The 13,965-nt window shown below is 72.1% G+C and carries 11 protein-coding genes and 2 pseudogenes; 6 read left to right on the top strand and 7 right to left on the bottom strand.

The window, feature by feature from the left end:
- Positions 1–70: 70 nt before the first annotated feature.
- From BM385_RS24680 to BM385_RS24670, 3 genes are all read right to left on the bottom strand, one after another.
- Positions 71–1,657 (bottom strand): ABC transporter substrate-binding protein, encoded by a 1,587-nt coding sequence (locus BM385_RS24680; protein WP_139275228.1) that lies wholly within the window; start codon positions 1,655–1,657, stop codon positions 71–73.
- A gap of 171 nt (positions 1,658–1,828) precedes the next feature.
- Positions 1,829–2,134 carry a carboxypeptidase-like regulatory domain-containing protein gene (locus BM385_RS24675; protein ID WP_019431535.1) on the bottom strand — a complete coding sequence of 102 codons (306 nt, stop codon included), beginning with the start codon at positions 2,132–2,134 and terminating at the stop codon, positions 1,829–1,831.
- Positions 2,135–2,280: 146 nt separating this feature from the next.
- Complete coding sequence (locus BM385_RS24670) at positions 2,281–3,678, bottom strand: metallophosphoesterase (RefSeq protein WP_093844407.1); 1,398 nt, start codon at positions 3,676–3,678, stop codon at positions 2,281–2,283.
- A gap of 208 nt (positions 3,679–3,886) precedes the next feature.
- Here BM385_RS24670 and BM385_RS24665 point away from each other — a divergent pair, with 208 nt between their 5' ends.
- The gene (locus tag BM385_RS24665; protein ID WP_254791731.1) at positions 3,887–5,203 is read left to right on the top strand and encodes a D-alanyl-D-alanine carboxypeptidase family protein; all 1,317 of its coding nucleotides are present in this window, start codon (positions 3,887–3,889) and stop codon (positions 5,201–5,203) included.
- A gap of 55 nt (positions 5,204–5,258) precedes the next feature.
- Here BM385_RS24665 and BM385_RS24660 read toward each other — a convergent pair.
- The 3 genes and pseudogenes from BM385_RS24660 to trpS form a co-directional block, all read right to left on the bottom strand.
- Positions 5,259–6,137, bottom strand: a pseudogene (locus BM385_RS24660) (YihY/virulence factor BrkB family protein); the annotation flags it as partial.
- A gap of 39 nt (positions 6,138–6,176) precedes the next feature.
- Complete coding sequence (locus tag BM385_RS24655; RefSeq protein WP_019431540.1) at positions 6,177–6,746, bottom strand: 2'-5' RNA ligase family protein; 570 nt, start codon at positions 6,744–6,746, stop codon at positions 6,177–6,179.
- Positions 6,747–6,864: 118 nt separating this feature from the next.
- Entirely contained in the window at positions 6,865–7,878 is a 1,014-nt protein-coding gene (trpS, locus tag BM385_RS24650) for a tryptophan--tRNA ligase (protein ID WP_093844437.1), read from the bottom strand.
- A gap of 189 nt (positions 7,879–8,067) precedes the next feature.
- Between trpS and BM385_RS24645 the strand changes: the two genes are divergently transcribed.
- From BM385_RS24645 to BM385_RS24625, 5 genes are all read left to right on the top strand, one after another.
- On the top strand, positions 8,068–9,294 hold the full coding sequence (locus BM385_RS24645) for an aminotransferase class III-fold pyridoxal phosphate-dependent enzyme (protein ID WP_093844406.1): 1,227 nt from the start codon (positions 8,068–8,070) through the stop codon (positions 9,292–9,294).
- A gap of 241 nt (positions 9,295–9,535) precedes the next feature.
- On the top strand, positions 9,536–10,228 hold the full coding sequence (locus BM385_RS24640; protein ID WP_019431543.1) for a DUF2690 domain-containing protein: 693 nt from the start codon (positions 9,536–9,538) through the stop codon (positions 10,226–10,228).
- Positions 10,229–10,375: 147 nt separating this feature from the next.
- On the top strand, positions 10,376–11,599 hold the full coding sequence (locus tag BM385_RS24635; protein WP_019431544.1) for an NADP-dependent isocitrate dehydrogenase: 1,224 nt from the start codon (positions 10,376–10,378) through the stop codon (positions 11,597–11,599).
- Between the two features lie 113 nt (positions 11,600–11,712).
- Positions 11,713–12,702, top strand: a complete 990-nt coding sequence (locus BM385_RS24630) for a malate dehydrogenase (protein WP_019431545.1) — start codon at positions 11,713–11,715, stop codon at positions 12,700–12,702.
- A 109-nt stretch (positions 12,703–12,811) separates the two neighbouring features.
- Entirely contained in the window at positions 12,812–13,759 is a 948-nt protein-coding gene (locus BM385_RS24625) for a glycine betaine ABC transporter substrate-binding protein (RefSeq protein WP_093844405.1), read from the top strand.
- A 10-nt stretch (positions 13,760–13,769) separates the two neighbouring features.
- On the opposite strand, the pseudogene BM385_RS24620 reads toward BM385_RS24625, so the two are convergent.
- A pseudogene (locus tag BM385_RS24620) lies at positions 13,770–13,965 on the bottom strand (hypothetical protein); the annotation flags it as partial.

Genomic DNA, 13,965 nt, shown 5'->3' with positions numbered 1-13,965 from the left:
CGCCGCCGCCCGTCTCCGGTGGGACCGGAGGCCGGGCGGCGGCAGAGGTACTACGGGGGCGGGCCGGGGGTCAGAGGCGGCTCAGTTCCCACAGGCGCCAGACGCCCGAGCTGCCCTGGAGGTGCTGGAGGCCGGTGATGTCCGGTGCGGCCACCACCAGGCGCTTCTCCTGCCAGACCGGCACGATGGTCGCGGCCTCGGCGGCCAGTTCGTGGATCTGGCGGAAGCCCTGGTCCGTGCGGCCCCGGTCGGATTCCGCCTGGGTGTCCTCGATCAGGCCGTTGATCTCGTCGCTGGCGTAGCCGGTGCGCATGCTGTCACCGGGGCCGAGCAGCGCGTCGGTGAACGTCGCGGGGTCCGGGTAGTCGGGGCGCCAGCCGATGAGGTACGCCTCGAACTCGGCGTTGTTCTTCATCGGGATGAAGTCGGACCACTCGTGGTATTCGAGCTCCACCTCGAAGAGGCCGTCCGCCTCCAGCTGCTGCTCGATCAGCTCGGCCTCCTCGTGGTTGGCCGCGCCGCGCGAGTAGGCGAGGGTGAAGGAGAGCGGCAGTTCGTAGCCGGCCGACTCCAGCTTGTCCTGGAGCTCCGCCGGGTCCGGGGCGTCGCCGTACAGGTCGTGGTACGGGGTGCCGTGACCGGTGAAGCCCACGGGTATCAGGGAGTACAGCGGCTCCACCGTGTTGCGCTGCACCTGCCGGGCGATCGCCTGGCGGTCAAGGAGGGCCGCCGCCACCTGGCGCACGGTCTTGTCCTGCATCACCGAGCCCTCGATCTGGGTGCTCAGCGTCATGACACGGATCGAACCGCCGGTCGACTCGTACACCCGGTAGTCGGGCGAGGCCGAGTTGATCTCGGCGACCACGTCGGGCGGCAGCTTGCCGTCCGCGACGTCGATCTCACCCTTGTCCCACGCCTCCGCCAGCAGGTCCTCGGCGGAGGTGCCGTCCTCGCCCTGGTTGAAGTAGCGGATGGTGATGGGGAAGTCCGACACCTCGTAGGGGCCGTCGTAGGACGGGTTGGGCACCAGTTCGGCGCTCACCTCGGGGGTGTAGGACTTCAGCAGGTACGGGCCGGAGCCGTCGACCTTGCCGTCCGTGCGCACCTCCAGTTCCTCGTACTTCTCCCGGTCGACGATGGCGCCCGTCGTACCGGCCACGATGAACGGGAAGGTGGCGTCGGTGTGGCTCAGTTCGAAGACGATGTCCTGTCCGTCGACCCGGACCGTCTCCAGGCTGCTCAGCAGCGTGATGGGGCCCGAGTACTGGAACTTGTCGTCCTCGGCGATGTTCGGGTCGTCCGCCTCGCGCTCGGCCCGGTCGCCCATGGCGAGGATGCGGTCGTAGGAGAACTTCACGTCCTCCGGGGTCATCTCCCGCCCGTTGCTGAAGGTCAGGCCCTCACGCAGCGTGCAGCGGTAGACCGTCAGCTCGGTGTCGGTGAAGCCGCAGCTCTCGGCCGCGTCCGGCTCCGGCTCCTCCTTCCCCGGGACGAAGGTCAGCAGGGACTGGTACAGATTGCTCATCAGGTACCAGGCGGCGGCGTCGGTGGCCGCTCCTGGGTCCACGCTGGTCGGCGCGGACGTGCTGCCCACCACGATCGGGTCCTTGTCGTTCCCGCTCGGCCCGAACAGCAGCCATCCGCCAACGGCGCCCACGACCAGCACTACGGCCAGTCCAATGCCTATGGCCCCTTTGGCTCGGATCCCTCGCACCCGCCGCGCCCTTCATCGGAAGACATGTCGCGGGCCAAGCCAATCACAGGGGCATATCCCGTGCACCACGCGGGAGACAACGGACCGGCCACAACTCGCCCCGTGATCAAGCGGCTACGGCAGTACCGTGCCCGGTACGTCGATCCGGAACTCGACCTCGACCGGCCTGCCGTCCAGGCTCACCGTCACACTCTGCTCGCCCAGCTGGGGCGAGAACGCCGCCAGCAGATAGTCCCCCTCGGCGGGGGCGGTCACCTGGAAACCGCCGTCCGCCGCGCTCCTGGTCTTCTCCAGCTGTCTGCCGCCGGCCACGGCCAGCGTCACCACGGCCCGCGGCAGCGCCACGCCGAGCGAGTCGCGGACCGTACCCCGGATGACCAGAGCATCCCCCCCGGTGGCCCCGGACTCCGATGTGTTCACTTTGTCCTCCTATGTCGATGCGCATCGTAGCTCCCGCGCACTCCATCTGTTCCCATGTCGTTATCCAAGACATCAGAGTGAGCCGAATAGTTGACCGACAGAAGAGGATGAAACGAAATTCGGACGGATGTCCGGTCCGGAGTCGGTCAGGCGCCGGTCGCGGCCAGCTCGATGACCGTGATGTCCGGATCCGCGCCCACCCGCACCGGCGGCCCCCAGGCGCCCGCGCCGCGCGACACGTACAGCTGGGTGTCCCCGTACCGCTCCAGGCCGGCCAGCGTCGGATTGGCCAGGTCCGCGAGGTAGGTGACCGGCCACAGCTGCCCGCCGTGGGTGTGCCCGGACAGCTGGAGATCGACGCCCGCGTCCACCGCGTCGTGGATCAGCACCGGCTGGTGGGCCATCAGCACACTGGCCCGCTGCCGGTCGCGGTCCCCGAGCGCGGCCTCGAAGTCGGGACCGCCGTGCACGGTGCCCTCGCCCTGGACGTCGTTGACCCCGGCCAGATCGAAGAACGGCAGCTCCACCCGGGCGTTCTCCAGTGGGATCATGCCCAGCTCGCGCACGTGCTCGACCCACTGGAGGGTGTCCACGTAGTACTCGTGGTTGCCGGTGACGAAGTACGCGCCGTCCGGTGCCGACAGCTCCGCCAGCGGGGCCGCCGCCGACCGCAGATCGGTCACCTCGGCGTCGACCATGTCGCCGACCACGGTGATCAGATCCGGCTGGGTGCGGTTGATGGCGTCCACGATGCGGCGGCTGTGCGAGGCCCCGAGTATCGCGGAGAGGTGGATGTCGCTGACCACCGCGATGCGGTAGCCGTGCGCGGCGCGCGGCAGCTTCGCCAGCGGGACCTTCACGTGCTTGGTGGTCAGCTGCCGGAAGCGGTAACTGCCGTAGCCGACGGTGCCCGCCGCCACCAGACCGGCGCCGACCGCGACGGTGCGGGCCACGAACAGCCGGCGGCCCGCCTCCGTACGGCCGGGGCCGTCCGCCGCTGCCACCGGGTCCCCGGCGGGCTCGGCCGGCTCGCCCGGCTCGCCCGGTCCGTCCGCCCCGCCGGAGCGGGACGCGTGGGCCGTACCGTCCGGTGCCTTCGACACGCCCGGCCCGGCGGAGGATTCCGATACGCCGGGTACCCCGCCCGCCGCGACCCGCTCCTGTTCCTGTTCCCGCTCCTGCTCCTGCTCCTGCTCCGGCCGCGCCTCGGGCGCCACCGCCCGGCTCGCGTCGCGGCGCCGCAGCACCCGCAGCAGCAGCGGCCGGAGCGCCTCGCCCACCGCCAGCGCCAGCAGCAGATACAGCAGCATCGCCACCCAGTAGCTGCCCGGCCAGGCCACCACCTGCTTCACCGAGAACGGCACCCCGGCCTGGCCACCCCACTGGAACAGCAGGGTGGTCACCGGCAGCAGCACCAGCAGGACGGTGCCCACCCGGCGGTACCACCCGCCCGGGGCCGACACGTCGGCGACCAGCCGTTTCCACAGATACCAGTGGACGGCGCTCAGCAGCAGCAGTCCGACGAGGGCCGCGACGATGGCCATGAAGATCCAGTTCCTCTCACTGACACAGGTTCACCGGTCAGGACGCGAAAACCGCCGGATGCGATGACAGCTCCGACCACCTGCGCAACGATCATCGCCCGGAAGAACGTGCCGCCTCACCGGATCGGGCCCCTGCGCTGGCCGGTGTCACCGTGCCACGGGTTAAGTTCACGGTGTGCCGATTCTGCGATCGCCCTCTTTTCGGATCATGCCCCGCCGCCTCCGCATGCGCCGGGCGCTCGCGCTCCCGCTGAGCGCCGCGCTGCTCCCGGCAGCCGCCCTGCTGCCCGCCGCCACCGCCGCGTCCGCCACCACCGTAACCACCACCGCCGCGACGAGCGCGACGACCGCCACCGACGAGACCACCGTCATCGGCGGGGAGCGTCTCGGCGTCCCCGGCCCGCAGGTCGATCCCGGCCCCGGCGCCCCCGACCTGCCCGACGACCTCTCCTCCCGCGCCTGGATCGTCGCCGACGCCGAGACCGGCGAGGTGCTGGCCGCCCACAACGCGCACCTGCGGCTCGCCCCGGCCTCCACCCTCAAGATGCTGTTCGCCAACACCCTCATCCCCAAGTTCGACCCCGAGGAGATCTACACCGCCGAGCCCGAGCACTTCGCGGGCATGGGCGCGGGCAGCAGCGCGGTGGGCATCGCCGACCACCAGACGTACACCGTGGAGGACCTGTGGCACGGCGTCTTCCTCGCCTCGGGCAATGACGCGGTGCACGCGCTCACCGCCATGAACGGCGGCCTGGAGGCCACCGTGGCCGAGCTGAACGAACGCGCCGCTGACCTCCAGGCCCTGGACACCCACGTGGTCAGCCCCGACGGCTACGACGCCGAGGGCCAGACCTCCTCCGCCTACGACCTCACCCTCATCGCCCGCGACGGCCTCAAGAACGAGGACTTCCGCCGCTACGCCGCCACCGCCCGCACCGAGTTCCCCGGCGGGGCGCCGGAAGAGGACGAGGACGGCGAGCCGGGCGAGCGCGAGGCGTACCAGATCCAGTCCACCAACCGGCTGCTCGTCGGCGACCGCGGCCTGGAGCCGTACCCGGGCGTCGCCGGGGTCAAGAACGGCTACACGACCAACGCCGGCTACACCTTCACCGGGGTCGCCGAACGCGGCGACCGGGTGCTGCTGGTCACCTGCATGAACCCCTCCGACGGCGACAGCCTCCAGGTGTACCGGGAGACCGCCGCCCTGTTCGACTGGGGCTTCGAGGCCGCCGACTCCGTGGAGCCCATCGGCGAACTGGTGCCGCCGCTGAGCGAGATCGAGGCCGCCGCCCGCGAGGCGCGGCTCGCCGACGACGGCAAGAACGCCGGTTCCGGCGCCGCCCCGGACGCCACCGCCGCCGGAACCGGCGCCCGGGAGGCGGGCATCGGCAGCGTGCTGGGCCTCACCGGCGGGGTGCTGGTCCTGATGGCCGTCGCCGCCTACGTCTTCCACCGAAAGCACCCGCTGCCCGCCGCCGTCCGGCCGTCCCCAGCACGTCGGCGCCGGTCCGCTCCTCCGAGCTGACCGCGGTGGCCGTCCAGGCGCAGCACGCGAGCACCAGTTTGGCGATCAGATTGATCCAGATCAGCAGGGCGATCGGCGCGCCGAACGCCCCGTAGACGGTGCGCCCGGCGATGTTCAGCAGATAGCCGCCGAGCAGCAGCTTCAGCACCTCGATGCCGATCGCGCCGACCAGGCAGGCGCCCACCAGGGCGCGCCTGGGCGGCCGTACGCCGGGCAGCCAGGCCAGGACGTACAGCATCAGCGCGAAGGTGGAGGCGATGGCGAGCGCGTAGGCGGCGGTGGTGAGCAGCGACTGGGCGATGCCGTTGCGGGGGACGCCGAGCCAGCCGGTGGCCCAGTGCACGGCGTTCATGGCGAGGGCGGAGGCGGTGAGCGAGAGCAGGACGACGGCGCCGAGCCCGGCCAGTACGCCGAGGTCCTTGGCCTTGCGCAGCAGCGGGTTGCCCTCCGGTTCCGGCAGGTCCCACACGGTGCGCAGGGTGCCGCGCAGCGAGTCGACCCAGGCGGCGCCGGTGGGCAGCAGCAGGAGCAGGGCGGCCAGCCCGATGGCGCCGGCGTTCTCGAAGAACGACCGCAGGTCGAGTTGCTGGGAGATGCCGGGGACCTGGTCGGCGAACCACTCCTCCACGTCGGTGACCCGGGCGTCGCTGAGCACGGCGGCGGCGATGGCGGCGGCCAGCGCGATCACCGGGAAGAGGGTGAGGAAGCTGGTGAAGGTGACGGCGGCGGCCAGCCGGGTCCAGGTGCGGTCCTCCAGGTATCCGTAGACCCGGTAGGCGCGGGAGGCGAACAGCGCGGCGAAGGCGGAGCCCACCCACGGCAGCCGGGACAGCCGCTCCTCGAAGGTGATGTCCCGTTCCCGTACGGTGCCGGGGTGGCGTCCGCCGATGCCGGTGGCGCCCGCCGCCGAGGGGGGTTTCGTCCCGTTTCCCATGGTGGGCAACTGTAGGGGCGCGGGTCGCCCCGCGCCGGGTTACGCGGCGGTCTCGGGGGTGCGTTCCCTGGTGGTGCCGGCCGCGGCGGTCGTGAACCGGAACTCGCGCTGGAGCCGCCAGGCGCCGTCCCGGCCCTGCTCGTACAGGGCGAACCCGGACGCGGTCCAGGCCGCCTCGTACTCGGCGAGCTCCGCCTCGGCGGCGTCCATGAGTTTCTCGTCGATGCCGTGCGCGATGGTCACGTGCGGGTGGTAGGGGAACTGGAGCTTGCGGGCGAGCGGGCCCTGCGGGTCGCGCACCCGCTCCTGGAGCCAGCCGCACGCGGAGCCGCCCTCGACCACCTGGACGAACACCACCGGGGAGAGCGGGCGGAAGGTGCCGGTGCCGTACAGCCGCATCGGGAAGGGGCGCCCGGCGGCGGCGATGGCCGCCAGGTGCTCCTCGATCCGGGGGCGTTCGGCGGGCTCGACCGCCGTGGGCGGGAGCAGGGTGACATGGGTGGGGATCTTGGCGGCGGCGGCGTCGCCGAAGCCCAGGCGGCACTGCTGCAACCGGCTGCCGTGCGGCTCAGGTACCGCGATCGACACGCCCAGCGTGACGGTCCCCACAACCCGCTCCCTTCCTGCTGTGCTGCCCGGCGGCCGGCGCGGCCAGTGTGCCGGGGGGACCCGGCCGCGCGGGGCTGGCCGGGGTCCGTTTTCCGTCATTCTTCCCGCGGTGCGCGGTTCACGGCCGCGGCGGCAGAAGTCCCACCCGGTCGTACGCGGTGGCCAGCGACGCGGCGGCGACCTCGCGGGCCTTGGCGGCGCCCTTGGCGAGCAGCGCGTCCAGCTCGGCCGGGTCGGCGAGGAACTCCTGGGTGCGCTCGCGGAACGGCGTCACCCAGTCGGCGACGATCCCGGCCAGCTCGGTCTTGAGCGCGCCGTACAGCTGCCCGGCGAACTTCTCCTCCAGCTCCGGCACGGTGGTGCCGGTCAGCGCCGAGTGGATGACGAGCAGATTGCTGATGCCGGGCTTGCCCTGCGGGTCGTACCGGATCTCGGTGCCGGTGTCGGTGACCGCGGACTTGATCTTCTTCGCCGAAGCCTTCGGCTCGTCCAGCAGATTGATGATGCCCTTCGGCGAGGACGCCGACTTGCTCATCTTGATGGCCGGATCCTGCAGGTCGTAGATCTTGGCGGCGTCCTTGAGGATGTAGGGCGCCGGGACGGTGAACGTCTGGCCGAACCGCCCGTTGAAGCGCTCGGCCACATCGCGGGTCAGCTCGATGTGCTGGCGCTGGTCCTCGCCGACGGGCACCTGGTCGGCCTGGTACAGCAGAATGTCGGCGACCTGGAGCACCGGGTAGGTGAACAGGCCCACGGTGGTGGCCTCGGCGCCCTGCTTGGCGGACTTGTCCTTGAACTGGGTCATCCGGGACGCCTCGCCGAAGCCGGTGAGGCAGTTCATCACCCAGGCCAGCTGGGTGTGCTCGGCGACATGGCTCTGGACGAACAGGGTGCAGCGCTCGGGGTCGACCCCGGCCGCCAGCAGCTGGGCGGCGGCCAGCCGGGTCGCGGCGCGCAGTTCGGCCGGATCCTGCGGGATGGTGATGGCGTGCAGGTCCACCACCATGTAGAAGGCGTCGTGCGTCTCCTGGAGGGCCACCCACTGCCGGACGGCACCGAGGTAGTTCCCGAGGTGGAACGAGCCCGAGGTCGGCTGGATTCCGGAGAGCACGCGCGGACGATCAGTGGCCATGCCCTCCATTGTCTCAGGCCCGCGGTGATCCCTGGCACGGGTGGTGCGGACGGTACGGGGCGGGCGCCGGGGCCGTCCGCTGACCGGACGTCTGCCCGCGCTTTCTTCCGCCTCCTGGCGCCCGGCGCGACAATCGGCGGCGGATGATCCCCGCCAGTGCCGCCGGAAGATCACGGATCGGAGAGCGCCATGATCGCGAACCCGTCCCTGTCCACCGCCTCGCCGGCCGAACACCTCGCCGCCGCCGCGACGCACGGTGCGCCCACCCACGATCCGCTGCCGGTGGTGATCGCCTCGGCGCGCGGAGCCTGGGTCACCGATGTGGAGGGGCGCCGCTATCTGGATCTGCTGGCCGGCTCCCCGGCGACGGCCTTCGGCCACCGGCATCCGCGGCCGGTCGCCGAGGCGCGGGCGCAGCTGAACCGGCTCACCGTCACCTCGCGCGCCGTCCACCACGAGCACTTCGGCGCGTTGTGCGCCGCGCTGGCCGCGCTGTGCGGGATGGAGATGGCGCTGCCGGTGACCGGCGGCGAGGAGGCGGTACGGGCGGCGGTCGCGGCGGCCCGGGCGTGGGGGCACCGGGTGAAAGGGGTGCCGGCGGGGCGGACCCGGGTGGTGGTGGCGGCGGGGAACGTGCCGGTGGACGGCGGGGTGTTCGCCGGTACCGGGGCGGAGAGCGGGGCGCATCCGCCGGGGTTCACGGTGGTGCCGTACGGGGATCTCGCGGCGGTGGCGGCGGCGCTGGCCGCGGACGCCGGGGAGACGGTGGCGGTGCTGCTGGAGCCGGTGGGCGGGGCGGCGGGGGTGCGGGTGCCGCCGCCCGGCTATCTGCCCGGGGTGCGGGAGCTGACCCGGGAGTGCGGGGTGCTGTTCCTGGCGGACGAGCGGTGGTCGGGCCTGGGCCGGACCGGGGCGACGTTCGCGTGCGAGCACGAGCACGTGGTGCCGGACCTGTACGTGCTGGGCACGGCGCTGGGCGGCGGGGTGCTGCCGGTGGCGGCGGTGGTGTCCTCGGCGGCGGTGCTGGGGGCGCTGCGCCCGGGCGAGCACCGGCCGGCGTCCGGCGGCGGTCCGCTGGCGTGCGCGGTGGCCCTGGAGGTGCTGGCGATGCTGCGGGAGGGCGAGCCGCAGCGCCGGGCGCGGGAGCGGGGCGAGCAGCTGCACCACGAGCTGGCGGGGCTGGCGGCGGACGGCGCGGTGACGGGGGTGCGGGGGCGGGGCCTGTGGGCGGAGGTGGACCTGGGCCCGGCCGTGGGCGGCGGGCGGGAGGTGGCGGAACGGCTGCTGCGGCACGGGGTGCTGGTGCGGGGCGGCCCGGGTCCGGCGCTGCGGCTCGCCCCGCCGCTGGTGATCTCGGCGCGGGATCTGGGCTGGGCGCTGGAGCAGTTGCGCGCGGAGCTGATGGTCGCACGCTGAGCGGCCACGGCGGCGGGCCGGGGCGTGCGCGACCGGCTGGGAACAGCGGGCGGGGAACAGCGGGCTGGGAGCAGTGGGCCGGGAACGGCCGGCCGGGGGCGTACGCGGGAGGCACCGGACCGGGCCCGTACGCGCTGGTGCGTGCTTCCACACCCCGCCGCAGTACGCCCGTGCGCCGGCTTGCCACTCCCGCCGGTGGGCACGCGCTCGGTGAGCGCCACGACGAGCGACGGAGGTGGTAGTGACCGGAACCAACGCCGGGCCGGACGACGCGACTCCCCCGGGCCCGGACGACGGACAGCGACCTGCCGGCCCCGAGCCCCGTACCGCCGCGCGAGCCGGTGACGACGCCGACGACCGCGGCAGCGGCGAGCGGGGCGAGGACGGCGAGCGGGACCGGGCGCCCGCCGCGCCGCGCACCCGATGGCGGCGGCTGCGCGCGAGCGGCCGGCCGCGTACCGCCGCGCTGTGGCTGGGCGGGCTCGCCGGGACCGCCGCGGTGGCCTGGGTCACGGCGGTGTCCACCGGTCTCGCCGACCGGCTGCTGGCGGACGATCCGCCCCCGGCCTGCCCGGGCGAGGCGTGCGACGGCCGCAATCCGCAGACCGCCGGCTGCGGTGACGACGCCTTCTCGTACATCCCGCAGGAGGACAACCCCGTCGCGCTCCAGATCCGGCACAACCCGGCCTGTCACGCCGTGTGGGGCCGGATCGCGGCCGGGGAACCGGGCGACGTGGTCACCGCGGAGGTCACGGACGGGGCGCTGCGCACCGCGCAGATCTCCGTGAACCGGGACATCTTCACGAAGATGGCCGGGGTCGACAACGACGCCTTCACGGTGACGGTCTGCGCCACCCCCACCACCCGCGAGGACCGCAGCGGCGACTGGCAGCCGTACTGCATCAGCGCCACCCAGGACGCTCCCTGGTACTAGCGGGCGCCCCGCGGCGTCCGGAGCGGAGCGCGGTCGTCCCTTGGGCGGGGGCCGGGGCGGGGGCTAGGGTGGGCCTGGGTATCTTGATGACGAGATATTGAGATCCCAGGGAAAGACCCAGCCGGCTCGGAGGGACAGACCGCACCCATGGCAAAGATCAAGGTAGCCAACCCCGTCGTCGAACTCGACGGCGACGAGATGACCCGGATCATCTGGCAGTTCATCAAGGACAAGCTGATCCTTCCGTACCTCGACATCGAGCTGAAGTACTACGACCTCGGTATCGAGCACCGGGACGCCACCAACGACCAGGTGACCGTCGACGCCGCCGAAGCGATCAAGCAGTACGGGGTCGGCGTGAAGTGCGCCACCATCACCCCGGACGAGGCGCGGGTCGAGGAGTTCGGCCTGAAGAAGATGTACCGCTCGCCCAACGGCACCATCCGCAACATCCTGGGCGGCGTGATCTTCCGCGAGCCGATCATCATGGAGAACGTGCCGCGTCTGGTCCCCGGCTGGACCCAGCCGATCGTCGTCGGCCGGCACGCCTTCGGCGACCAGTACCGCGCCACCGACATCAAGGTTCCCGGCGAGGGCACCCTGACCCTGTCGTTCACCCCCAAGGACGGCTCCGAGCCGGTCGAGCTGGAGGTGTACGAGTTCCCGTCCTCCGGTGTCGCGCTGGCGATGTACAACCTGGACGACTCGATCCGCGACTTCGCCCGTGCCTCCTTCCGGTACGGCCTGGAGCGCAACTTCCCGGTGTACATGTCCACCAAGAACACGATCCTGAAGGCCTACGACGGCCGCTTCAAGGACCTGTTCCAGGAGGTCTTCGACGCCGAGTTCAAGGAGGAGTTCGACCAGCGCGGGCTCACCTACGAGCACCGGCTGATCGACGACATGGTCGCCGCCGCCCTGAAGTGGGAGGGCGGCTACGTGTGGGCCTGCAAGAACTACGACGGTGACGTGCAGTCCGACATCGTCGCCCAGGGCTTCGGCTCGCTGGGCCTGATGACCTCCGTGCTGATGACCCCCGACGGCAAGACCGTCGAGGCCGAGGCCGCGCACGGTACGGTCACCCGCCACTACCGGCAGCACCAGCAGGGCAAGGCGACCTCCACCAACCCGATCGCGTCCATCTTCGCGTGGACCCGGGGCCTGGCCCACCGCGGCAAGCTCGACAACACCCCCGAGGTGACCGAGTTCGCGCAGAAGCTGGAGCAGGTCTGCATCGAGACCGTCGAGAACGGTCAGATGACCAAGGACCTGGCGCTGCTCATCGGCAAGGACCAGCCGTGGCTGACCACCGAGGAGTTCCTGGCGGCCCTGGACGAGAACCTGAAGAAGAAGATCGCGGCGACCGCGTGACGCTGTAGCCGCAGCCGTGCTGTAGCACTACGGCAGGACCGTGTGGGCCCTCGGAACGCGACCGGGGGCCCACACGTACCCATCACCCGCTGGAGAATCGGAGTAGGCCACAGATGTCCCGCACCCCCGTCAACGTCACCGTCACCGGCGCCGCCGGCCAGATCGGCTACGCGCTGCTCTTCCGGATCGCCTCCGGCCAGCTGCTGGGCCCCGATGTCCCGGTCCGGCTGCGGCTGCTGGAGATCACCCCGGCGCTCAAGGCCGCCGAGGGCACCGCCATGGAGCTGGACGACTCGGCCTTCCCGCTGCTGTCCGGCATCGACATCACCGACGACCCGAACGTGGCGTTCGCCGGCACCAATGTCGCGCTGCTGGTCGGCGCCCGCCCCCGTACCAAGGGCATGGAGCGCGGCGATCTGCTGGAGGCCAACGGCGGCATCTTCAAGCCGCAGGGCAAGGCCATCAACGACCACGCGGCGGACGACGTCAAGGTGCTGGTGGTCGGCAACCCGGCCAACACCAACGCGCTGATCGCCCAGGCGGCGGCCCCCGACGTCCCGGCCGAGCGGTTCACCGCGATGACCCGGCTCGACCACAACCGGGCGCTGACCCAGCTGGCGAAGAAGACCGGTTCGGCCGTCTCCGACATCCGCCGGCTGACGATCTGGGGCAACCACTCGGCGACCCAGTACCCGGACATCTTCCACGCGGAGATCGCCGGCAAGAACGCCGCCGAGACCGTGAACGACGAGGCGTGGCTGGCGGACGACTTCATCCCCACCGTCGCCAAGCGCGGCGCGGCGATCATCGAGGCCCGCGGCGCCTCCTCGGCCGCCTCCGCCGCCAACGCGGCCATCGACCACGTCCACACCTGGGTCAACGGCACCCCGGAGGGCGACTGGACCTCGATGGCGGTGCCGTCGGACGGCTCCTACGGCGTCCCGGAGGGCATCATCTCCTCCTTCCCGGTCACCACTTCGGGTGGTTCGTACGAGATCGTCCAGGGCCTGGAGATCAACGCGTTCTCCCGCACCCGCATCGACGCCTCCGTCCAGGAGCTGTCGGACGAGCGAGAGGCCGTGCGCGCACTGGGCCTGATCTGACCGGTTGGGCATATCCTGCGGAAGCGGCCCCGTACGAGCGCGTGTTCGTACGCGCTCGACCGGGGCCGCGCCGCCGCCCGCCCAGCCGAAGGCCGAAGGAACGGACACCATGCGGAACTGCCGGCGCGCCCTGATCAGCGCGATCGCGGTGCTGGGCCTCACCCTGAGCAGCGGCTGCGCCCTGCTGGACGAGCGGGTGGCCGGGGCGGGCGAGGAGCCCGGCGAGCGGATCGCGATCGCGGTGCCGGACTGGCCGGGCGGGCAGGCGAACGCGGCGGTGGCCGGTTACGTACTGGAGAACGAACTCGGCATCGGCGTGGATCTGGTGCCGGCGGACCAGGCCCGCGCCTGGGACGGACTGAACGACGGCACCGTGCAGGCGCTGCTGGAGGACTGGGGCGGGCTGCCGGAGAAGACGGAGCTGTACGTCCGGCAGAAGCGCAGCGTGGTGGACGCCGGGGAGCTGGGGGTCACCGGCCACATAGGGTGGTTCGTGCCGAAACGGTTCTCCGACGCGCACCCGGATGTCCTCGACTGGGAGAACCTCAACGACTTCGCCGAGGACTTCAACGGCGAACTCCTCCAGGCGGACGCCGCCTACGCCACCTTCGACGCGGCCATCATCGAGGAACTCGGCCTGGAGCTGACGCCGGTGGCGGCGGGCAGCGAGAGCGCGCTGCTGGAGAGCATCACCGAGGCGTCCAGGACCGGCGCCCCGCTGCTCACCTACTGGTGGCAGCCGCACTGGCTGAACGCCGAGGTGGAGATGGCGGAGATACGGCTCCCCCAGCACACCCTGGGCTGCCAGAGCGACCCGGCCACCGTCGCCTGCGCCTATCCGGACCTGTCGCCGCGCAAGTACCTGAACGCGGCCTTCGCCCAGGCGGACACCCCGGCCGCCGACTTCCTGCGCGCCTTCGAGTGGTCCACGGACGACCAGAACGAGGTGGCCCGCCTCATCGAGGCCGAGGGCCTGTCGCCGGGGGCGGCGGCCGAGCGGTGGGTCACCGAGAACCCGGACCAGGTGGAACGCTGGCTCCCCGGCCGCGACGACTGAACCGGCGGGCTCAGTGCACCTCGCCGCCCTGGCCGCTCCGCCCGGCCGGGATGCCGGTGAGCCGCACGCCGACCCGGGGCCGTACCTCCTCCCCGTAGACGGCGGCCACGGCGTCGGTGATGGCGGCGATCATCCGCTCCGGGGCGCGGGGATGGTCGGGATGACTGAAGGCGCCCTCGCGCAGGTGCAGGGTGACCGAGGGCGCG

The organism is Streptomyces harbinensis, assembly GCF_900116145.1.
GTDB classification, from domain to species: domain Bacteria; phylum Actinomycetota; class Actinomycetes; order Streptomycetales; family Streptomycetaceae; genus Streptomyces; species Streptomyces carpaticus.
This window is presented reverse-complemented; position numbering and strand designations above follow the sequence as displayed.